We start from the raw sequence: 19,994 nt of genomic DNA on the forward strand, positions 1-19,994 counted from the left end.
CAAATTCACAATGATGTCATTAACAAGGTTATCAAAGAGGTTATTCCAGCTTCTTACTTAGATGAGCAAACAAAATTCTTCATCAATCCTACTGGTCGTTTTGTAATCGGTGGACCTCAAGGAGACTCAGGTTTGACTGGCCGTAAGATTATCGTAGATACTTATGGTGGCTATTCTCGTCATGGTGGTGGTGCCTTCTCTGGTAAAGATGCGACTAAGGTGGACCGTTCTGCGTCATATGCGGTTCGATATATTGCAAAGAATATCGTTGCAGCAGGTCTTGCTAAGAAGGCGGAAGTGCAATTGGCTTATGCTATCGGTGTTGCTCAGCCTGTTTCTGTTCGTATCGATACCTTCGGTACAGGAACAGTAGCTGAAAGCAAACTTGAAAAAGCTGCTCGTCAAATCTTTGACCTTCGTCCTGCAGGAATTATCCAAATGCTGGACCTCAAGCGCCCAATTTACCGTCAAACAGCGGCTTATGGACACATGGGACGTACAGATATTGACCTTCCATGGGAACGTTTGGATAAGGTAGATGCTTTGAAAGAAGCAGTAAAATAGATAAGAAAACCAACGTTTTGAACGTTGGTTTTTATAAATATGAGTTGCCCTTATTTAAATAGGACTTGTAAATTGCTGACCTGTTATAATTTATTCATTGTTTTTAAAAATGCCCAGTTACCAATTGATTTTGACCCGTATTTTAAGTCCATATGGTCCAGTAATACATAATCGTTTTTTTTGTAGAATGAGGTATTTCTAGCTGTACTAGTTATGAGTCCCAAGTGTTTACAGCCTTTTGATTTGACATAAGGTTCAACCCCTTGTGTCAGAAAAGTACTGCCTATTCCCCGCCCCTTACTTTCTATATTGACAGCTAAAGCCATCAAATACCAATCAAACTCCCCTGATTGTTCTAAATGCTTTTTGGAACGTTTTACAAAGTCAAAGTATTTAAGGAGATTTTGTGGTCGAATGTAACGAAAAATGTTTATCCCACCATTTCGTAGATAGGATAGTATACAGAAATCCTTTTGTTGCAAAAGGGCAACTGCAAGTAATTCTCCATCTTGTTCCGCAACTAAACAGTTTCCTTTTTTAATATAGACTCTGGTAAGCATTGTTTGTAATGTTTCTACAAAATTAGGATAATAATCAGGCTTCTTTAAATCATCAGTTATAATCGTTAAGAAGGGATAGTCAAGAAAGGAATTGGCTAATAGTTTTCCAATTTTTTTGTATTCTTCAATTCTTGCCTCTCTATATATTATGTCTCCCATTCTTGTCTCCTTTATTACCTATAAAACCGTGTTTAATAGGATTTTAAGAAAAAATTGGAGGCGATTTAAAAAGCTAAATAAACCTAATTTTGTTCTATAAGGTTCAAAGCACTTTCTAATCTCTCCAAGATTTTATTTGGTTGGAATCGAAATTCCAATTAATTTTTCTGAATAGAGGGTTTTGATATTGGCCTCATCAATAGAGTCCTTATCAATTTTACGTTTCAAGAAAAATTCTTGAATAGCTTCGATTTCAGGTTCGCGAATAGCGCGGTGTTTATTTGAGATGAGGATTTCATAGTGAAGCGGAGCTTGAGTAAAAATAACATCTGTATTCCCTGCAGAATAGACCTCAACAAGGGTTGCATCTGTACTTTCTAGCTGGCTTTTAACAAGTTGCGAGTGTGAGTTTGTCGTATTGATTAGCTTCATAATATTTCCTCCGATTTTCTAATTCTATTATAGCACTTTTTGAATAAAGTAGCTTTATTTAGTCAATCTTATGCTGTTTTTTCCAAGATTCAATAGCCCACTTATGGCTACCACGTTTGAGGTTCTCAATAGCCTCGTCAATAGGGAACCAGGCAATATGATTAAAGTCTTCTAGTGGTTTTTGCACTTCTTTGAAAGAAGTCGCTTCATAGAGGTAGGCTGGATTGTAGTAGTAGGTGTCACGGTGACGAGAGTAGAAATATTCGTCAGCTTGTCCGTAATAGGTACCAATTTCAGCTGTAAAGCCAAGCTCTTCAATCAATTCACGTTTTAGGGCTTCCTGATGGTTCTCACCAGCTTCAATTTCACCACCTGGTAGGAACCAAGCACCATTAGGTGCTTGAACAAGAACAATGTGTTTTTGTTCAGAATCAGGAATAACTGCATATACGCCGTAGCGTGAAACATAGTCAGTATTCGCTTTTTTTTCTCCGAAAGTTGGGTTTGCCATTGCATTTTCCTCGTTAATCTATTATCTTTATTATTATCTTAATGGACAAAGGCCGAACTGTCAAGAATTTATAGTTACTTTTGTAAAAAGGAGCAGAAAATTTTCATTTTCTACTCCTTTTATATAGGATTTATACTTCTTTTTCAGAAGTTTTAACTTCTGCTTTTTTGGCAGACTTGATTTGAATCTTGCCCTTACTGGTCATCACTGCCTTGAGTTCTTTTTCACTTGGGTTTTCAAGGTAGTAATCAGTGATTGCGTCCTCAATATAGTCTTGAATAGTACGACGAAGTGGGCGTGCTCCCATTTTTGGATCATAGCCGAGGTCAACTAATTTTTCCTTGACCTTGTCAGTTACATCCAAATGAATGTTATTGCTAGAGAGTCGCTTGTTAACATCTGCTAGCATGAGTTCGACAATCAGAAGAAGGTTATCTTTGCTGAGAGCCTTAAATTCGATAATACCATCAAAACGGTTCATAAACTCTGGGCTAAAGAAGTTACCGAGTTCACCAAGAACAGAATTGGTACGTCCTTCGCGAGCTGTCCCAAATCCAACGCTGGCTTCGGCCTTACCTGTACCTGCATTTGAAGTCATGATGATGATGGCGTCCTTGAAGCTAACGGTACATCCTTGCCCATCTGTCAAACGACCATCGTCCAAGACCTGGAGGAACATATGCATAACATCTGGGTGAGCTTTTTCGACTTCATCGAGAAGGATGAGGGAATATGGATTGCGACGAACTTTTTCAGTTAATTGCCCAGCCTCATCGTAGCCAACATAACCTGGAGGGGCGCCGACCAACTTAGCCACGCTGTGTTTTTCCATGTATTCGCTCATGTCAAAGCGTATCATGCTGTCAGCAGAACCAAAGAGTTCGATAGCTAGTTGTTTGGAAAGTTCTGTCTTGCCGACACCAGTTGGCCCGACAAAGAGGAAGCTTCCAATTGGACGGTTAGGCGTACCGAGACCGACACGATTACGGCGAATAGCCTTGGCAATCTTATCGACAGCATCGTCTTGTCCAATAACATGCGACTTGAGATCTTCGGCTAGATGGATGAGTTGAGATTGTTCTTTCTCTTTCAAATCGCCAACAGGGATATTGGTTTTCTGCTCGATAATATGCTCAATGGTTTTTTCACTGATGATAGGAGTATCCTGGTCTGTGACCTTTTTCTTTTGCATTTCCTTATACTTGGCAATCTGGTCACGGAAGTAGGCGGCCTTCTCAAAATCTTCTTCTCGTGTAGCTTGAGATTTAAGATTTTCAGCTTCAATCAAGCGCTGATCGATTACTTTAGGATCCACAAAATTCAAGGTCAAGTTCATCTTAGAACCCGCTTCATCTAGGAGGTCGATGGCCTTGTCAGGCAAGAAGCGATCTTGGATGTAGCGATTGGAAAGAGTTGCAGCTGCTTCAATCGCAGCATCGGTATATTGAACGTGGTGGTAGTCTTCGTATTTCTTTTGAATACCTTTGAGGATTGTGATTGTTTCGTCCACCGTTGGTTCATCGACCTTAACAGGTTGCATACGACGCTCTAGGGCAGCATCTTTTTCAATGATACGGTATTCATTGAGGGTAGTAGCACCGACTAGTTGCAGTTCACCACGAGCAAGAGCTGGCTTGAGGATATTTCCAGCATCCATATTGCCATCCCCTGCAGAACCTGCTCCGACAATTTCATGGATTTCATCGATAAAGAGGATAATATCCTCACGTTTGCGAATTTCTTCCATGAGCTTTTGCATGCGTTCTTCAAATTGTCCTCGGATACCCGTTCCTTGAACTAGGCTAACCACATCCAGACGGATGACTTGTTTGCCTTGGAGTTTATGTGGAACATCGCCATCAACGATTTTCTGAGCTAGACCTTCGACAACGGCCGTTTTTCCGACACCAGGTTCACCGATAAGAACAGGATTATTCTTGGTTCTGCGATTGAGAATCTCAATAACACGGATAATCTCATCGTCGCGCCCAATAACGGGGTCAATATCGCCACGACGAGCAATCTCAGTTACATTGATACCAAATTCTTCTAGTAGGCCTTTTTCTTGGCTTGGAGGCGGAGTTTGGGCAGGTCCACGATTTTGGGAGCCATAACCGCCGTTTCCACCGTAGCCTCCACCTGATTGGGTTGGGGGAGTTGGAGGAGTATTGTTAGAAGGTCTGAAATTGTTTAGGTCATTGAAGAAATCACCAAAAGGATCAAAGTCACGATTGTTCAAATCTGTCATTCCTTTAAAGAGACTGTTGTTAGGATCAGTCTTGATAATCTTGTAGCAGTTTTGACAGAGGTCAATTTGTTTTTGCTTTCCATTGAGATTGGTATAAAGATGAATTGTTGAGTCGTTTATTTTACAGTTTTGACAAAGCATACATCTACCTCATTTCTTTCTTTAGCTTGACCTGTCCAAAGGTCAAAAATAGTCAAATTTCTATACTCTCATTATAACAGGATTGGGGTGTAAAGCAAGTAAAAAGATTGAAGCTTTGGGAAGTTGTTACAATAATGATCTTTGTGAATTTGGGCTATAAAAAAATCCTATTTGTGAGACAAAAAGGATTTTGGTTAGACATGCAGGGTGTAATCCCAGCTTGTTTTGTATTAGTAAAGGAGTTCGTAAATCTCCATTGCAATCAAGTCAATGCTGTCAAACGTATAAGTTTCGCGAGCTTCGACATCACGAAGGGTAAAGATTGAGCCGTTTTCTTCGTCGTGGCTGTATGCAACTTCTGCAACAACAACTCCTTCGCGTTCAAAATTACGTTTTAAATTTCCGCCGTCTTTTGCCATTGCTTCAAGGCGGTTGATGATTCTAACCAAATGTGATTCCATTTTGATTCTCCTTCATTTCTTATCGTTACTATTTTACCATAAAGGAGGCCAACTTGCCTAGAAAAAACTAAGATTTCTCGCTAATTCTACCAGCTGAAAGTTTTTTTTGAATAAATTAGAAAAAAATTTGAATTTAAATTCAATTCATGTTATAATCATACAGTATTCTATTTTAGAAAGCAGTGTGACTATGAATTTTTCTTTTTTACCAAAGTATTTACCTTATTTTAACTATGGGGCTGTCGTGACGGTTCTCATTTCTATCTGTGTTGTCTTTTTGGGAACTATTTTGGGGGTTGTCTTGGCTTTTGGGCAACGTTCAAAGTTTAAACCGCTTGTTTGGCTCGCCAACTTATACGTTTGGATTTTCCGCGGGACACCGATGATGGTTCAGATTATGATTGCCTTTGCTCTTATGCATATCAATGCTCCGACTATTCAGGTTGGGATTTTGGGTGTTGATCTTTCTCGTCTGATTCCAGGGATTTTGATTATCTCAATGAACAGTGGTGCTTATGTTTCTGAGACTGTTCGTGCCGGAATTAATGCGGTTCCTAAGGGGCAGTTAGAGGCGGCCTATTCTTTAGGGATTCGTCCTAAAAATGCGATGCGCTATGTGATTTTGCCACAAGCTATCAAAAATATTTTGCCAGCATTGGGGAACGAATTTATCACTATTATCAAGGATAGTTCTCTCTTATCAGCTATTGGGGTTATGGAGTTGTGGAACGGAGCTACAACAGTTTCTACAACAACCTATCTACCTTTAACACCACTTTTATTTGCAGCCTTTTATTACTTGATTATGACCTCTATTCTGACAGTAGCCTTGAAAGCTTTTGAAAAACGTATGGGACAAGGAGATAAGAAATAATGACAGAAACCTTGATAAAAATCGAAAATTTACATAAATCCTTTGGAAAGAATGAAGTATTGAAGGGCATCAACCTCGAGATTAAAAGAGGAGAAGTTGTCGTTATTATCGGTCCTTCAGGGAGCGGAAAATCTACCTTGCTTCGCTCTATGAATTTGTTGGAAGAAGCGACCAAGGGGAAAGTTATCTTTGAGGGAGTCGATATTACGGACAAGAAGAATGACCTCTTTGCCATGCGTGAGAAGATGGGGATGGTTTTCCAACAATTTAATCTCTTTCCTAATATGACTGTGATGGAAAATATCACCTTGTCTCCTATCAAGACTAAAGGTGAAAGTAAGGAAGTTGCAGAGAAGAGAGCTAAGGAACTTTTGGAAAAAGTTGGTTTACCAGATAAGGCAGATGCTTACCCTCAGAGTTTGTCAGGTGGCCAGCAACAACGGATTGCCATCGCTCGTGGTTTAGCTATGGAACCTGATGTCTTGCTCTTTGACGAGCCAACTTCAGCCCTGGACCCTGAAATGGTAGGAGAGGTGTTGGCTGTTATGCAAGACTTAGCCAAGTCAGGAATGACCATGGTTATCGTAACACATGAAATGGGATTTGCTCGTGAGGTGGCAGACCGTGTCATCTTTATGGCAGACGGTGTGGTTGTTGAAGACGGAACACCCGAACAGATTTTTGAACAAACCCAAGAACAGCGGACTAAAGACTTCTTGAGTAAGGTTTTATAATCTATTTTAAAATTTCAAGACAAGATTAGTGAAAAGCTAGGCTCAATACCAGTCAAGTGGAACGTACTTTGAGAAGTTCCCCCCTTATTAATAACATCCATAAATTGGATATTAGGATTTTTTATATAAAGTAGTTTTGTGTTAAAATATAATTGTTCCATATGATTCTCTCTAATGATGGTTTGGTCGCTTTTCATTATGGGTCATATGGAACTTTTTTCTACAAGAAAATAGGTTTCATAGTATTTTTAATAGATTTACCCACTACAAATAATATAGAGCATTTTTTATGTGCAAAACTCAAGGAAATCATCGCTTTTTTCACAAAAAAATGCTATAATGAAGGGTATGAAATATCACGATTATATCTGGGATTTAGGTGGAACTTTACTAGATAATTACGAAACTTCAACAGCTGCATTTGTTGAAACTTTAGCTCTGTATGGCATCACACAAGACCATGACAGTGTCTATCAAGCTTTAAAGGTTTCTACTGATTTTGCGATTGAGACATTCGCTCCCAACTTAGAGAATTTTTTAGAAAAGTACAAGGAAAATGAAGCCAGAGAGCTGGAACATCCGATTTTGTTTGATGGAGTTTCTGACTTATTGGAAGACATTTCAAATCAAGATGGCCGTCATTTTTTGGTCTCTCACCGTAATGATCAGGTCTTGGAAATTTTAGAAAAAACCTCTATAGCAGCTTATTTTACAGAAGTGGTGACTTCTAACTCAGGCTTTAAGAGAAAACCAAGTCCAGAGTCCATGATTTATTTAAGAGAAAAGTATCAAATTAACTCTGGTCTTGTCATCGGTGATCGGCCGATTGATATCGAAGCCGGGCAAGCTGCTGGACTCGATACCCACTTGTTTACCAGTATCGTGAATTTAAGACAAGTATTAGACATGTAAGAAAAAGGAATAAGATGACAGAAGAAATTAAAAATCTGCAGGCACAAGATTATGATGCCAGTCAAATTCAAGTTTTAGAGGGCTTAGAGGCTGTTCGTATGCGTCCAGGGATGTATATCGGATCGACCTCAAAAGAAGGTCTTCACCATCTAGTCTGGGAAATTGTTGATAACTCAATTGATGAAGCCTTGGCAGGATTTGCTAGCCATATTCAAGTCTTTATTGAGCCCGATGATTCGATTACAGTTGTTGATGATGGGCGTGGTATCCCCGTCGATATTCAGGAAAAAACAGGTCGACCTGCCGTTGAGACTGTCTTTACTGTTCTTCACGCTGGAGGAAAGTTTGGCGGTGGCGGATATAAGGTCTCAGGTGGTCTTCACGGAGTGGGGTCCTCAGTTGTTAACGCCCTTTCAACTCAATTAGACGTTCATGTCCACAAAAATGGTAAGATTCATTACCAAGAATACCGTCGTGGTCATGTTGTCGCAGACCTTGAGGTGGTTGGAGATACGGATAAAACGGGAACAACAGTTCACTTTACACCGGACCCAGAAATCTTTACGGAAACAACAACCTTTGATTTTGATAAATTAAATAAACGGATTCAAGAGTTGGCCTTTCTAAATCGCGGTCTTCAAATCTCCATCACAGATAAGCGCGAAGGTTTGGAACAAACCAAGCATTACCATTATGAAGGTGGGATTGCTAGTTACGTTGAATATATTAACGAGAACAAGGATGTTATCTTTGATACACCAATCTATACTGACGGTGAGATGGAGGATATCACAGTTGAAGTAGCTATGCAGTACACAACGGGCTACCATGAAAATGTCATGAGTTTTGCCAATAATATCCACACCCATGAAGGTGGAACGCATGAACAAGGTTTCCGTACAGCCTTGACACGTGTTATCAACGATTATGCTCGTAAAAATAAGTTACTGAAAGACAATGAAGACAACCTAACAGGGGAAGATGTTCGTGAAGGATTAACTGCTGTTATCTCAGTTAAACACCCAAATCCACAGTTTGAAGGACAAACCAAGACCAAATTGGGAAATAGCGAAGTGGTCAAGATTACCAATCGCCTCTTCAGTGATGCCTTTTCTGATTTCCTTATGGAGAATCCTCAAATTGCAAAACGCATTGTAGAAAAAGGAATTCTAGCTGCTAAGGCTCGTGTGGCTGCCAAGCGTGCGCGTGAAGTCACTCGTAAAAAATCTGGTTTGGAAATTTCCAACCTTCCAGGTAAACTAGCAGACTGCTCTTCTAACAATCCTGCTGAAACAGAACTCTTCATCGTCGAAGGAGACTCAGCTGGTGGGTCAGCCAAATCTGGTCGTAACCGTGAATTTCAGGCAATTCTTCCAATCCGCGGTAAGATTTTGAACGTTGAAAAAGCAAGTATGGATAAGATTCTTGCTAATGAAGAAATTCGTAGTCTTTTCACAGCGATGGGAACAGGATTTGGTGCAGAATTCGATGTTTCAAAAGCCCGTTACCAAAAGCTCGTTTTGATGACCGATGCCGATGTCGATGGAGCCCATATTCGTACTCTTCTTCTAACCTTGATTTATCGTTATATGAAACCAATACTAGAAGCTGGTTATGTTTATATTGCCCAACCTCCAATCTATGGTGTCAAGGTTGGAAGCGAGATTAAAGAATATATCCAGCCAGGAGCGGATCAAGAAATTAAACTCCAAGAAGCTTTGGCCCGCCATAGTGAAGGACGTGCCAAACCAACCATTCAGCGTTATAAAGGTTTGGGTGAAATGGATGATCACCAGTTGTGGGAAACAACCATGGATCCCGAACATCGCTTAATGGCAAGAGTTTCTGTGGACGATGCTGCAGAAGCAGATAAAATCTTTGATATGTTGATGGGGGATCGAGTAGAGCCTCGTCGTGAATTTATCGAAGAAAATGCCGTCTATAGTACACTTGATGTCTAAAAAATCGGGAGAACTAGTTCCCTTGGTCTAAAAAATATGATATAATCATTACGATTGTTTCAAGTTAAAAAGGAGTTTAATATGTCTGGTAGTCTAGTAGTATATCTTATAATTGCAATTGCAATTATATTGCTGATTTCATATGCTATAGCAATTTATGTACGGAAACGCAATGAAAGTAAATTAGCAATTTTAGAAGAGAAAAAAGAAGAGCTGTACAATCTTCCAGTTAATGATGAAGTTGAAGCTGTAAAAAATATGCACTTGATTGGACAAAGTCAAGTGACTTTCCGTGAATGGAACCAAAAATGGGTTGACCTATCTCTTAACTCTTTTGCAGATATCGAAAATAATCTTTTTGAGGCAGAAGGCTATAACAACTCATTCCGTTTTTTCAAGGCCAGTCATCAAATAGACCAAATCGAGAGTCAAATTACCTTGATTGAAGAAGATATTGCGGCAATTCGCAATGCTTTGGCAGATTTGGAGAAACAAGAGTCTAAAAATAGTGGACGTGTTCTTCATACTTTGGACTTGTTTGAAGAGTTGCAACACCGAGTGGCTGATCATTCTGAAGAATATGGCCAAGGTTTATCTGAAATCGAAAAACAATTGGAAAATATCCAATCAGAGTTTTCTCAGTTTGTTACTTTGAACACTTCAGGTGACCCAGTAGAAGCTGCTGTGATTTTGGATAATGCTGAAAATCATATTTTGGCTTTGAGTCACATTGTTGACCGCTTACCAGCGATTGTAAAAACATTATCTAAACAGCTGCCTGATCAATTAGAAGACTTGGAAGACGGTTACCGTAAGCTTTTAGATGCTAATTATCATTTTGCTGAAACGGATATTGAATCTCGCTTCCAATTGCTTTATGAAGCTTTGAAGAAAAACCACGAAAATATTGCACAATTAGAGTTGGATAATGCTGAGTATGAAAATACTCAAGTTCAAGAAGAAATCAATACACTCTATGATATCTTTACACGAGAAATCGCTGCTCAAAAAGTAGTAGAAGGCTTAGTTGCAACCCTTCCTACATATTTGAAACACATGAAAGATAGTAATGCTGTTTTAGTGGAAGATATTCAACGATTGAGTAACAATTACCTACTATCTGAAACAGATGTTAGTCATGTTCATAGATTACAAGCTGAGTTAGAGTCTTTGGAAGAATCTGTATTGGAATTAACTTCTGAACAAGAGGAACATTCTGAACCTTATTCATTCCTTGAAGATCGTTTGGAAAACTTACAAGCGACTTTGAAGGAAATTGAAGATGAACAAGTTGCGGTTAGTCAACGCCTTGCTCAGATTGAAAAAGATGATATCAATGCTCGCCAGAAGGCAAATGTTTATGTTAATCGTCTTCACACGATTAAGAGATATATGGAAAAACGCAATCTTCCAGGTATTCCTCAGAATTTCTTACAGTTGTTCTTTACAGCAAGTAACCATACTGAAGAGTTGATGGCTGAACTAGAAGAAGCTCGGGTCAATATCGAAGCTGTGAACCGTATGCTTGAAATTACAACCAATGATATGGAAGCACTTGAAGAAGAAACATATAATATTGTTCAATATGCAACATTGACAGAACAATTGCTACAGTATTCGAACCGTTACCGCTCATTTGATGAACGAATTCAAGAAGCTTTTAATGAATCATTAGAAATTTTTGAAAAAGAATTTGATTATCATGCTTCATTTGATAAGATTTCGCAAGCTTTGGAAGTTGCAGAACCAGGTGTAACCAACCGTTTTGTCACTTCATACGAAAAAACACGTGAGACGATTCGTTTCTAACATAATAAAAGGCTCTATAATATTTGTAGTGGGTAAATCCCCCTATAGATATTATGGAGCCTATTTTTTTGTTCAAAACGAGTAATAGTACTTATTTCTCATTGAAATTATAGCCTGAATTTGATATGATATTTCTATGGATAAAAGTAGAGCAAAACGTGTTACACACGATAAAAAGAGAATCGGTTTAATAGCCCTAGTAGCTATCTTTTCAGTAAGTATTTGTGTCCTTGGTTCAATGATTGGATACAAAATATATACAAAGCAAAGTTTTGAACAAAGGATTGAAACGCTCAAAAAAGAGAAAGATAATCAATTGAGTGAGGGAAATCAGAAAGATCATTTTCGTAAGGGACAAGCCGAAGTAATTGCCTATTATCCTCTCCAAGGGGAGCAAGTGATTTCATCTGTAAAAGAAATCATGACACAGGATATTAAGGAAAATCTGGAAGACAAGGAAAATCTAGTTTTTTATTATACGGAGAAACAGGATTCGACTTTAAAAGGGATTGTTAACCGAAGTGTGATGAAACAAGTCTATGATTTAACTTCGTCAAAAGTTGAAGAGACTGAAAAAACTAGTCTGGCAAAAGTCCATTTGACAGAAGATGGTAAACCTTTTACCCTTGATCAATTATTTTCAGATGCTAGTAAGGCCAAAGAGAAACTGATAAAAGAACTGACTTCTTTTTTACAGGATAAGAAATTGGAGCAAGAAAAGATCGATCAAGTTGTTAAAGGCTTCTCTAACCAAGACTTGTCTGCATGGAATTTTGATTACAAGGATAGTCAGATTATCCTTTATCCAAGTCAGTCAATTGAAAATCTAGACGAGATTGCCTTGCCAGTATCTAGTTTCTTTGAAGTTATTCAGTCCTCTTATCTATTAGATAAGGATGCAGAGCTATATAAGGCTTATTATGAAAAGAAAAATCGTAAAGTAGTAGCCTTGACTTTTGATGATGGACCAAATCCTGCAACGACAAATCAAGCATTAGATACTCTTTCTAAGTATGGTATCAAGGCAACTTTCTTTGTGCTAGGTAAGAATGTTTCTGGAAATGAAGAGATTTTGAAACGAATGAAATCGGATGGACATGTCATTGGAAACCATAGTTGGAGTCATCCGGTGCTTTCAAAACTTTCTCTTGATGAAGCTAAAAAACAAATTACTGATACGGAGGATGCGCTAACTAAAGTCTTGGGTTCTAGTTCCAAACTTATGCGTCCGCCTTATGGAGCCATTACAGACGACATTCGCAATAGCTTGGATTTGAGCTTTATTATGTGGGATGTAGATAGTCTGGACTGGAAGAGTAAAAATGAAGCATCTATTTTGACAGAAATTCAGCGTGAAGTCAAGAATGGTTCTATTATTCTCATGCATGATATCCATGCTGAAACAGTGAATGCTTTACCAAAGGTCATTGACTATTTGAAAGGTCAGGGTTATGACTTTGTGACAATTCCAGATTTGTTAGACTCTCGTCTTAAAGCTCATCAGCTCTATTACGACCGCAATCAATAATACACAAAATCTAAAGAGAAAAGTTTTTATTGAAAATTTGGCTCTTTGGATTTTCTTCTCATAGAAAGGAAAAATAATGAAATCTTATACTTTAAACAATGGTGTTACAATTCCAGTACTGGGATTTGGAACCTGGAAAGCTAAAAATGGAGAGATTGCCTATCAAGCTGTACTAGAGGCTTTAAAGGCAGGCTATCGCCATATCGATACGGCAGCTATTTATAAAAATGAAGAAAGCGTTGGTCGTGCCATTCAAGATAGTGGAGTTCCGCGTGATGAAATTTTTGTAACCAGCAAACTCTGGAATACAAATCACAACTATGAGCAAGCTCGTCAGGCTTTTGAAGAGTCTTTAGAGAAACTGGGCTTGGAATATTTGGATTTGTATTTGATTCATTGGCCAAATCCAAAACCGCTCAGAGAAAATGACCAATGGAAAATCCGAAATGCGGAAGTTTGGAGAGCGATGGAAGACCTCTATCAAGAAGGTAAAATCCGTGCTATCGGAGTTAGTAATTTCCTTCCCCATCATTTGGATGCCTTGCTTGAAACAGCAAAATTTCTTCCAGCTGTCAATCAAGTTCGTTTGGCTCCAGGTGTCTATCAAGAGGAAGTCGTAGATTACTGTCGAGAAAAAGGAATCTTATTGGAAGCTTGGGGCCCTTTTGGTCAGGGAAAACTGTTTGATAGCAAGCAAGTGCAAGAAATCGCGGTAAATCACGGAAAATCGGTTGCTCAAATAGCCTTGGCCTGGAGCTTGGCAGAAGGATTTTCACCGCTTCCGAAATCTGTCACAGCATCTCGTATTCAGGCTAATCTTGATTGCTTTGGAATTGAATTGAGTCATGAGGAACGTGAAACCTTAAAAACTATTGCTGTTCAGTCTGGTGCTCCACGAGTTGATGATATGGATTTCTAGAAAATCATAAAAAGAATTGTACATTACTCCAATTTTTGATATAATAGTCAAGAGGAAAGAAAGTCTTATGGCGTTCTTCAAGCGAGCTTGGGATAGTGGGAGCCAAGTAGGACAAAATAAAGAACTGGCGCTTTCTGTAGTATTTTCAAAAACAATGAAGTAATAAATTAGGGTGGAACCGCGTTTCTGACGCCCCTAGTCGCAAGGCTTGGGTGTTGAAATTCGGTTCTTTTTGAATTCGTCTAATGCCTAAGTAGAAAGGAGCATAATGCTTAAAGGATCTTGTTTATGTAAAGCAGTGACCTACACTCTAGATGAGGAATTATCGGAATTAGTTTTTTGTCATTGCTCATTTTGTCGGAAAGCAACTGCGTCTGCCTATACAGTTAATGCTAAAGTTAGCAGTGAAAAGCTAGTATTGCATGGAAAAGAAAAGCTTGTTTCCTATAGTTCTTCTCCAGGAAAACAGCGTTATTACTGCCAGAACTGTCATAGTCAAATTTTCACTGTTCAAGAAAATATACCAGAAGTCTGTGCTTTGAAATTAGGTACAATAGATGAATGCGATCAGAATTTACAAACTGTTCCCAAACGTCATATTTTTCAGGACCCAGCCTTTTCTTGGTTGCTTGAAAAATAAATCTAAGAAGATAATATAAATTAAAGGAGTAAACAATGTCTAAGAAATTAACATTTCAAGAAATTATTTTGACTTTGCAACAATTTTGGAATGACCAAGGTTGTATGCTTATGCAGGCTTATGATAATGAAAAAGGTGCGGGAACCATGAGTCCTTACACTTTCCTTCGTGCTATCGGACCTGAGCCATGGAATGCAGCGTATGTAGAGCCATCACGTCGTCCTGCTGACGGTCGTTATGGGGAAAACCCTAACCGTCTTTATCAACACCATCAATTTCAAGTGGTTATGAAGCCTTCTCCATCAAATATCCAAGAGCTTTACCTTGAGTCTTTGGAAAAATTGGGTATCAATCCTTTGGAACACGATATTCGTTTCGTTGAGGATAACTGGGAAAATCCATCAACTGGTTCAGCTGGTCTTGGTTGGGAAGTTTGGCTTGACGGTATGGAAATCACTCAGTTCACTTATTTCCAACAAGTTGGTGGATTGGCAACTGGCCCTGTGACTGCGGAAGTTACCTATGGTTTGGAGCGTTTGGCTTCTTACATCCAGGAAGTAGACTCTGTCTATGATATCGAGTGGGCTGATGGTGTAAAATACGGAGAAATCTTCATCCAGCCTGAGTACGAGCACTCAAAATATTCATTTGAAATTTCTGATCAAGAAATGTTGCTGGAAAACTTTGATAAGTTTGAAAAAGAAGCTGGTCGTGCCTTGGAAGAAGGTTTGGTTCACCCTGCCTATGACTATGTTCTCAAATGTTCACATACCTTTAACCTACTTGATGCGCGTGGCGCCGTATCTGTAACCGAACGTGCAGGCTATATCGCTCGTATCCGTAACTTGGCCCGTGTCGTAGCCAAAACCTTTGTCGCAGAACGCAAACGTCTAGGCTACCCACTTTTAGATGAAGCAACACGAGCTAAACTCTTAGCAGAAGACGTAGAATAAAGAGAGTGACAAATTACGAAAATGGGCGAACAGAGTGAGCCCTGAGCCAGTTGCCGCAGTGATGAAGGTATCCTTAGTGAAGCTAAGGATACTAGGCAAAATTGGAGACTTTTGGCTCCAATTTTAGCAATGAAACAACGAAGTTGGTTGCTTGCGTGCCAATCACATAAGGCAAACTGGAAAATAAAAAGATACTTTTCGGAGAAAAAACATGACAAAAAACTTATTAGTAGAACTCGGTCTTGAAGAATTACCAGCCTATGTTGTCACACCAAGTGAAAAACAACTAGGCGAAAAAATGGCAGCCTTCCTCAAGGAGAACCGCCTGTCTTTTGAAGCCATTCAAACTTTCTCAACACCACGTCGTTTGGCTGTTCGTGTAACTGGTCTTGCAGACAAACAGTCTGATTTGACAGAAGATTTTAAGGGGCCAGCAAAGAAAATTGCATTGGATAGTGATGGAAACTTCACAAAAGCTGCTCAAGGATTTGTTCGTGGAAAAGGATTGACTGTTGAAGATATCGAATTCCGTGAAATCAAGGGTGAAGAATATGTCTATGTTACCAAGGAAGAAATTGGTCAAGCAGTTGAAGCCATTGTTCCTGGTGTTGTAGATGTTTTGAAGTCCTTGACTTTCCCTGTCAGCATGCACTGGGCTAACAACACCTTTGAATACATCCGCCCTGTTCACACTTTAACTGTTCTTTTAGATGAAGAAGAGTTTGATTTGGATTTCCTTGATATCAAGGGTGATCGTGTGAGCCGTGGTCATCGTTTCTTGGGGAAAGAAACCAAAATTCAGTCAGCATTGAGCTACGAAGAAGACCTTCGTAAGCAGTTTGTAATCGCGGATCCTCGTGAACGTGAGCAAATGATTGTTGACCAAATCAAAGCAATCGAAACTGAGCATGGTGTACGTATCGAAATTGATGCTGATTTGCTTAATGAAGTCTTGAACTTGGTTGAATACCCAACTGCCTTTATGGGAAGTTTTGATGCCAAATACCTTGAAGTTCCAGAAGAAGTTTTGGTGACTTCAATGAAAGAACACCAACGTTACTTTGTTGTTCGTGATCAAGACGGTAAACTCTTGCCAAACTTTATTTCTGTTCGTAACGGAAACGCAGAGTATTTGGAAAATGTCATTAAAGGAAATGAAAAAGTCTTAGTCGCTCGCTTAGAAGACGGTGAATTCTTCTGGCGTGAAGACCAAAAATTGGTGATTTCAGATCTTGTTGAAAAATTAAACAATGTCACCTTCCATGAGAAGATTGGTTCCCTTCGTGAACACATGATTCGTACGGGTCAGATTGCTATTCTCTTGGCAGAAAAAGCTGGTTTGTCAGCGGATGAAACGATTGACTTAGCTCGTGCAGCAGCCATTTATAAGTTTGACTTGTTGACAGGTATGGTTGGTGAGTTTGACGAACTCCAAGGAATTATGGGTGAGAAATATGCCCTTCTTGCTGGTGAAACTCCAGCAGTGGCAGCTGCTATTCGTGAACACTACATGCCTACATCAGCCGAAGGAGAACTTCCAGAGAGCAAGGTTGGAGCCATTCTAGCCATTGCAGACAAATTGGATACGATTTTGAGTTTCTTCTCAGTAGGTTTGATTCCATCAGGTTCTAATGACCCTTATGCCCTTCGTCGTGCGACGCAAGGTGTGGTTCGTATCTTAGATGCCTTTGGTTGGCACATTGCTATGGATGAGTTGATTGATAGCCTTTATGCTTTGAAATTTGACAGCTTGACTTATGAAAATAAGACAGAGGTTATGGACTTTATCAAGGCTCGTGTTGATAAGATGATGGGCTCTACTCCAAAAGACATCAAGGAAGCAGTACTTGCAAGTTCGAACTTTGTTGTGGCGGATATGTTGGAAGCAGCAAGTGCTCTTGTAGAAGCAAGTAAGGAAGAAGATTTCAAACCATCTGTTGAATCACTTTCTCGTGCCTTTAACTTGGCTGAGAAGGCAGAAGGAGTTGCTGCAGTTGATTCAGCACTTTTTGAGAATGAAGAAGAGAAAGCCTTGGCAGAAGCTGTAGAATCACTCGTTTTGTCAGGGACTGCAAGTCAGCAATTGAAACAGCTCTTTGCTCTTAGCCCAGTTATTGATGCTTTCTTTGAAAATACCATGGTTATGGCTGAAAATGAAGCAGTCCGTCAAAATCGTTTGGCAATCTTGTCTCATTTAACTCAAAAAGCAGCTAAACTTGCACGTTTTAACCAAATCAATACCAAATAAAAATCTGTTAAACGGATTAAATCTTATCATAAAGGAGAGAAATATGGATCCTAAAAAAATTGATCGTATTAACGAGCTTGCCAAAAAGAAAAAAACAGAAGGCTTGACCCCAGAAGAAAAAGTAGAACAAGCCAAACTACGTGAAGAGTATATTGAAGGATATCGTCGTTCTGTTCGCCATCACATTGAAGGAATTAAAATTGTGGACGAAGAAGGAAACGATGTTACACCAGAAAAACTACGTCAGGTACAACGTGAAAAAGGTTTACATGGCCGTAGTCTCGATGACCCAAATTCATAATAAATATTCTTTCTTTTAATAAGGATAGATAAAATAATAAGTAAAAGACTAGCAGATAAAAACTGCTAGTCTTTTTTAGCTAAAAAAGGAACCAATATGGTTCCTAAAAGTATTAGTTACTTGCGCCAGATGTAGCGTCTGCGCCACCACCGTGACCTCCAGCATCACCTGCATCAGAAGCTCCAGATGTAGCATCTGCATCGCCGTGACCATGTCCGCCAGCAGGAGCTGCAGCATTTCCACCGACTAAACGTTGACCAGTTGTATTGAGGTACCAATCAAGCCATGGTTGGAAATTAAAGATAATCTCATTAATTCCAGCATATGAACCATCTGGGTAGTACATTGCTTGGTAATTATGGGTATTAATAACACCTTCAGGTGTTCCTGGCACAATTGTACGGACATATTCTTGATCCCCGTTACGCAATACGCCGACAACCCATTCAACGTTTTTCATTCTAGAATCTGGCAATGTACCGTGTACTGTTCCTAATCTATTTCCTGATTGAGCACGTACACGTTTACCAAACATTGTATCTGGGTCTTGGTGTGCGTTATTAAAGTACAAAAATTGATTGTTATCATCTGCAAATGTCAATTCAAATGGCATTGCTTTCAAGAACATGTCAATTTGGTTAACTGTCAAGATACCGTGGTCTAATTTAACGTAAGTATCTCCAGAAACAGCTCCAACAAGTTCAGCAGCTTTTTCTACCCATTCAGGATCATCTGGATCAACACCTTGGATAGTAGTTGCAATTGAATTTGTACAATATAAATCTTCTGGCTCAATTGGTTTTGGTTTTTTCAATTTTGAAACGACTCCCACATATTTTACAAAGTTGTCTAAACATGTTTCAAGGAAATTAACAGTTCCTTCATTTGTGATATTTCCATTAACATCAAAAGCTTCTTTAGCTTTACCAAGAAGGAATTCATTTCCTGGAAGAGTGTAGGCATTGACACCTGGAGCGTCAAGAATCTTACGAAGGTGAACTTGGGCACGTGAAGTACCTTGGTCATAGTAAGAAGCACCCACAATCATGACTGGTTTGTTTTCAAATGGATGAACTTCATATGAAAGCCATTCAAGAACAGATTTTAGGGAAGCTGAGATTGTGTGGTTGTGCTCAGGAGTAGCGATGATAACACCATCAGCACGAGTAATTTTGTTATATAAATAACGTAATTGGAAACTTTCGTCCCATTTTTCGTCTTGGTTAAACATTGGAACTTCATCAATTTCGAGAACTTCTAATTCAAATTTGAGTTTGAAGTGACGACGGATGAATTCCAAGAGTTTACGGTTATATGATTGATCGTAGTTTGATCCTACAAGTCCAACAAATTTCATTCTTTTTGGTCTCCTATCTTACAAATTTTCCCAGTCAAAGTCTTCAGCATCTTTGCGAAGTAGGGCTTGTGCGTTGCGCAATTTTTCTGTAATTTTTACAAAGATACGGAAGTCGTCAAAAGTGGCATCTAATTTTTTGATAACATCAAGATCCACTAGATCTCCACTTGGATTGAAGGCTTGAAGAGAATGTGAAAGCAAGAATTCATCTGGAAGGACACTTGCTTTGATTTCTGGGGCATTCAAGATTTGGCGAAGTTGTAATTGGGCACGTGATGAACCAAGCGTACCATATGAAGCACCTGTAATCATGATTGGTTTGTTCAAAAGTGGATAGATACCATAAGACAACCAAGCAAGAGCGCTCATCAAAACAGCTGGGATAGAGTGGTCATACTCAGGAGTACCAATAATAACGCCATCTGCCTCTTCAATTTTAGCAGCAATTTCTAAAATTTCAGCAGGTACTTGCTTGTCAGCTGGTTTGTTGAAGACAGGAATGTCTTTAATTTCAACAAGTTCAATTTCAGCTTTTTCAGCAAAGTGTTTTTGCATGTATTGAAGCAATTGGCGGTTTGTAGAACGTTTTGAATTTGTTCCAACAATAGCAATAAGTTTTAACATGAGATTTCCTTTCTCTTTTTACATAATACGATTTTAAAACTCCATTGAAACATTTGTT

The 19,994-nt window shown here is 39.1% G+C and carries 19 protein-coding genes; 12 read left to right on the top strand and 7 right to left on the bottom strand.

The genetic code is table 11. The annotated features are described in order from the left end of the window. On the top strand, positions 1 to 564 hold a 564-nt coding region (locus PAN06_RS03535), incomplete at its 5' end, for a methionine adenosyltransferase domain-containing protein (protein ID WP_269795605.1). Between the two features lie 83 nt (positions 565 to 647). Here the strand turns inward: PAN06_RS03535 and PAN06_RS03540 are convergent. From PAN06_RS03540 to PAN06_RS03560, 5 genes are all read right to left on the bottom strand, one after another. Beyond that, the gene (locus PAN06_RS03540) at positions 648 to 1,283 is read right to left on the bottom strand and encodes a GNAT family N-acetyltransferase (protein ID WP_269795606.1); all 636 of its coding nucleotides are present in this window, start codon (positions 1,281 to 1,283) and stop codon (positions 648 to 650) included. Between the two features lie 132 nt (positions 1,284 to 1,415). Beyond that, the gene (locus PAN06_RS03545) at positions 1,416 to 1,715 is read right to left on the bottom strand and encodes a DUF1827 family protein (RefSeq protein WP_000767189.1); all 300 of its coding nucleotides are present in this window, start codon (positions 1,713 to 1,715) and stop codon (positions 1,416 to 1,418) included. 58 nt (positions 1,716 to 1,773) lie between these two features. Then, the gene (locus PAN06_RS03550) at positions 1,774 to 2,226 is read right to left on the bottom strand and encodes an NUDIX hydrolase (protein ID WP_269795607.1); all 453 of its coding nucleotides are present in this window, start codon (positions 2,224 to 2,226) and stop codon (positions 1,774 to 1,776) included. Positions 2,227 to 2,356: 130 nt separating this feature from the next. Beyond that, the gene (locus PAN06_RS03555; RefSeq protein WP_269795608.1) at positions 2,357 to 4,615 is read right to left on the bottom strand and encodes an ATP-dependent Clp protease ATP-binding subunit; all 2,259 of its coding nucleotides are present in this window, start codon (positions 4,613 to 4,615) and stop codon (positions 2,357 to 2,359) included. A gap of 230 nt (positions 4,616 to 4,845) precedes the next feature. Continuing rightward, entirely contained in the window at positions 4,846 to 5,076 is a 231-nt protein-coding gene (locus tag PAN06_RS03560; RefSeq protein WP_000443570.1) for a DUF1797 family protein, read from the bottom strand. 190 nt (positions 5,077 to 5,266) lie between these two features. Between PAN06_RS03560 and PAN06_RS03565 the strand changes: the two genes are divergently transcribed. The 11 genes from PAN06_RS03565 (at position 5,267) to PAN06_RS03615 (ending at position 17,955) form a co-directional block, all read left to right on the top strand. Further along, complete coding sequence (locus PAN06_RS03565) at positions 5,267 to 5,950, top strand: amino acid ABC transporter permease (RefSeq protein ID WP_001011642.1); 684 nt, start codon at positions 5,267 to 5,269, stop codon at positions 5,948 to 5,950. Then, positions 5,950 to 6,684 (top strand): amino acid ABC transporter ATP-binding protein, encoded by a 735-nt coding sequence (locus tag PAN06_RS03570; protein ID WP_004259929.1) that lies wholly within the window; start codon positions 5,950 to 5,952, stop codon positions 6,682 to 6,684. Before PAN06_RS03565 ends, PAN06_RS03570 begins: the two co-directional genes overlap by 1 nt. A gap of 348 nt (positions 6,685 to 7,032) precedes the next feature. Continuing rightward, positions 7,033 to 7,596 carry an HAD family hydrolase gene (locus tag PAN06_RS03575; protein ID WP_269795609.1) on the top strand — a complete coding sequence of 188 codons (564 nt, stop codon included), beginning with the start codon at positions 7,033 to 7,035 and terminating at the stop codon, positions 7,594 to 7,596. A 14-nt stretch (positions 7,597 to 7,610) separates the two neighbouring features. Beyond that, the gene (gene gyrB, locus PAN06_RS03580; RefSeq protein ID WP_049487808.1) at positions 7,611 to 9,557 is read left to right on the top strand and encodes a DNA topoisomerase (ATP-hydrolyzing) subunit B; all 1,947 of its coding nucleotides are present in this window, start codon (positions 7,611 to 7,613) and stop codon (positions 9,555 to 9,557) included. A gap of 81 nt (positions 9,558 to 9,638) precedes the next feature. Then, the gene (gene ezrA, locus PAN06_RS03585; RefSeq protein ID WP_004259946.1) at positions 9,639 to 11,366 is read left to right on the top strand and encodes a septation ring formation regulator EzrA; all 1,728 of its coding nucleotides are present in this window, start codon (positions 9,639 to 9,641) and stop codon (positions 11,364 to 11,366) included. A 136-nt stretch (positions 11,367 to 11,502) separates the two neighbouring features. Continuing rightward, positions 11,503 to 12,894: a peptidoglycan-N-acetylglucosamine deacetylase PgdA gene (gene pgdA / locus PAN06_RS03590; protein WP_269795610.1), complete on the top strand. Its 1,392-nt coding sequence runs from the start codon at positions 11,503 to 11,505 to the stop codon at positions 12,892 to 12,894. A gap of 76 nt (positions 12,895 to 12,970) precedes the next feature. After that, complete coding sequence (locus PAN06_RS03595; protein ID WP_269795611.1) at positions 12,971 to 13,813, top strand: aldo/keto reductase; 843 nt, start codon at positions 12,971 to 12,973, stop codon at positions 13,811 to 13,813. Between the two features lie 268 nt (positions 13,814 to 14,081). Next, on the top strand, positions 14,082 to 14,453 hold the full coding sequence (locus PAN06_RS03600; protein ID WP_084865263.1) for a GFA family protein: 372 nt from the start codon (positions 14,082 to 14,084) through the stop codon (positions 14,451 to 14,453). A 35-nt stretch (positions 14,454 to 14,488) separates the two neighbouring features. Continuing rightward, complete coding sequence (gene glyQ / locus PAN06_RS03605) at positions 14,489 to 15,406, top strand: glycine--tRNA ligase subunit alpha (RefSeq protein ID WP_269795612.1); 918 nt, start codon at positions 14,489 to 14,491, stop codon at positions 15,404 to 15,406. Positions 15,407 to 15,617: 211 nt separating this feature from the next. Beyond that, on the top strand, positions 15,618 to 17,654 hold the full coding sequence (gene glyS / locus PAN06_RS03610; RefSeq protein ID WP_269795613.1) for a glycine--tRNA ligase subunit beta: 2,037 nt from the start codon (positions 15,618 to 15,620) through the stop codon (positions 17,652 to 17,654). Between the two features lie 43 nt (positions 17,655 to 17,697). Then, entirely contained in the window at positions 17,698 to 17,955 is a 258-nt protein-coding gene (locus tag PAN06_RS03615; protein ID WP_049492208.1) for a DUF896 family protein, read from the top strand. Positions 17,956 to 18,067: 112 nt separating this feature from the next. Here PAN06_RS03615 and PAN06_RS03620 read toward each other — a convergent pair whose 3' ends face one another. Together PAN06_RS03620 and PAN06_RS03625 are read right to left on the bottom strand one after the other, a co-directional pair. Beyond that, positions 18,068 to 19,312, bottom strand: coding sequence for an NAD(P)H-dependent oxidoreductase (locus PAN06_RS03620; RefSeq protein WP_000673661.1), 1,245 nt, complete (start codon positions 19,310 to 19,312; stop codon positions 18,068 to 18,070). A gap of 18 nt (positions 19,313 to 19,330) precedes the next feature. Continuing rightward, positions 19,331 to 19,936, bottom strand: a complete 606-nt coding sequence (locus tag PAN06_RS03625; RefSeq protein WP_000915951.1) for an NADPH-dependent FMN reductase — start codon at positions 19,934 to 19,936, stop codon at positions 19,331 to 19,333. Positions 19,937 to 19,994 lie beyond the last annotated feature (58 nt).

Source organism: Streptococcus sp. SM3 (assembly GCF_027497875.1).

What these genes read in the sequence shown, in the direction of transcription:
- PAN06_RS03570 (WP_004259929.1), top strand. Translation starts at nt 5,950, where the DNA reads ATGACAGAAACCTTGATAAAAATCGAAAATTTACATAAATCCTTTGGA.
- PAN06_RS03595 (WP_269795611.1), top strand. Translation starts at nt 12,971, where the DNA reads ATGAAATCTTATACTTTAAACAATGGTGTTACAATTCCAGTACTGGGA.
- PAN06_RS03550 (WP_269795607.1), bottom strand. Translation starts at nt 2,226, where the DNA reads ATGGCAAACCCAACTTTCGGAGAAAAAAAAGCGAATACTGACTATGTT.
- PAN06_RS03575 (WP_269795609.1), top strand. Translation starts at nt 7,033, where the DNA reads ATGAAATATCACGATTATATCTGGGATTTAGGTGGAACTTTACTAGAT.
- PAN06_RS03600 (WP_084865263.1), top strand. Translation starts at nt 14,082, where the DNA reads ATGCTTAAAGGATCTTGTTTATGTAAAGCAGTGACCTACACTCTAGAT.
- PAN06_RS03615 (WP_049492208.1), top strand. Translation starts at nt 17,698, where the DNA reads ATGGATCCTAAAAAAATTGATCGTATTAACGAGCTTGCCAAAAAGAAA.
- PAN06_RS03540 (WP_269795606.1), bottom strand. Translation starts at nt 1,283, where the DNA reads ATGGGAGACATAATATATAGAGAGGCAAGAATTGAAGAATACAAAAAA.
- glyS (WP_269795613.1), top strand. Translation starts at nt 15,618, where the DNA reads ATGACAAAAAACTTATTAGTAGAACTCGGTCTTGAAGAATTACCAGCC.
- gyrB (WP_049487808.1), top strand. Translation starts at nt 7,611, where the DNA reads ATGACAGAAGAAATTAAAAATCTGCAGGCACAAGATTATGATGCCAGT.
- pgdA (WP_269795610.1), top strand. Translation starts at nt 11,503, where the DNA reads ATGGATAAAAGTAGAGCAAAACGTGTTACACACGATAAAAAGAGAATC.
- PAN06_RS03625 (WP_000915951.1), bottom strand. Translation starts at nt 19,936, where the DNA reads ATGTTAAAACTTATTGCTATTGTTGGAACAAATTCAAAACGTTCTACA.
- PAN06_RS03620 (WP_000673661.1), bottom strand. Translation starts at nt 19,312, where the DNA reads ATGAAATTTGTTGGACTTGTAGGATCAAACTACGATCAATCATATAAC.
- PAN06_RS03565 (WP_001011642.1), top strand. Translation starts at nt 5,267, where the DNA reads ATGAATTTTTCTTTTTTACCAAAGTATTTACCTTATTTTAACTATGGG.
- glyQ (WP_269795612.1), top strand. Translation starts at nt 14,489, where the DNA reads ATGTCTAAGAAATTAACATTTCAAGAAATTATTTTGACTTTGCAACAA.
- PAN06_RS03555 (WP_269795608.1), bottom strand. Translation starts at nt 4,615, where the DNA reads ATGCTTTGTCAAAACTGTAAAATAAACGACTCAACAATTCATCTTTAT.
- PAN06_RS03545 (WP_000767189.1), bottom strand. Translation starts at nt 1,715, where the DNA reads ATGAAGCTAATCAATACGACAAACTCACACTCGCAACTTGTTAAAAGC.
- PAN06_RS03560 (WP_000443570.1), bottom strand. Translation starts at nt 5,076, where the DNA reads ATGGAATCACATTTGGTTAGAATCATCAACCGCCTTGAAGCAATGGCA.
- ezrA (WP_004259946.1), top strand. Translation starts at nt 9,639, where the DNA reads ATGTCTGGTAGTCTAGTAGTATATCTTATAATTGCAATTGCAATTATA.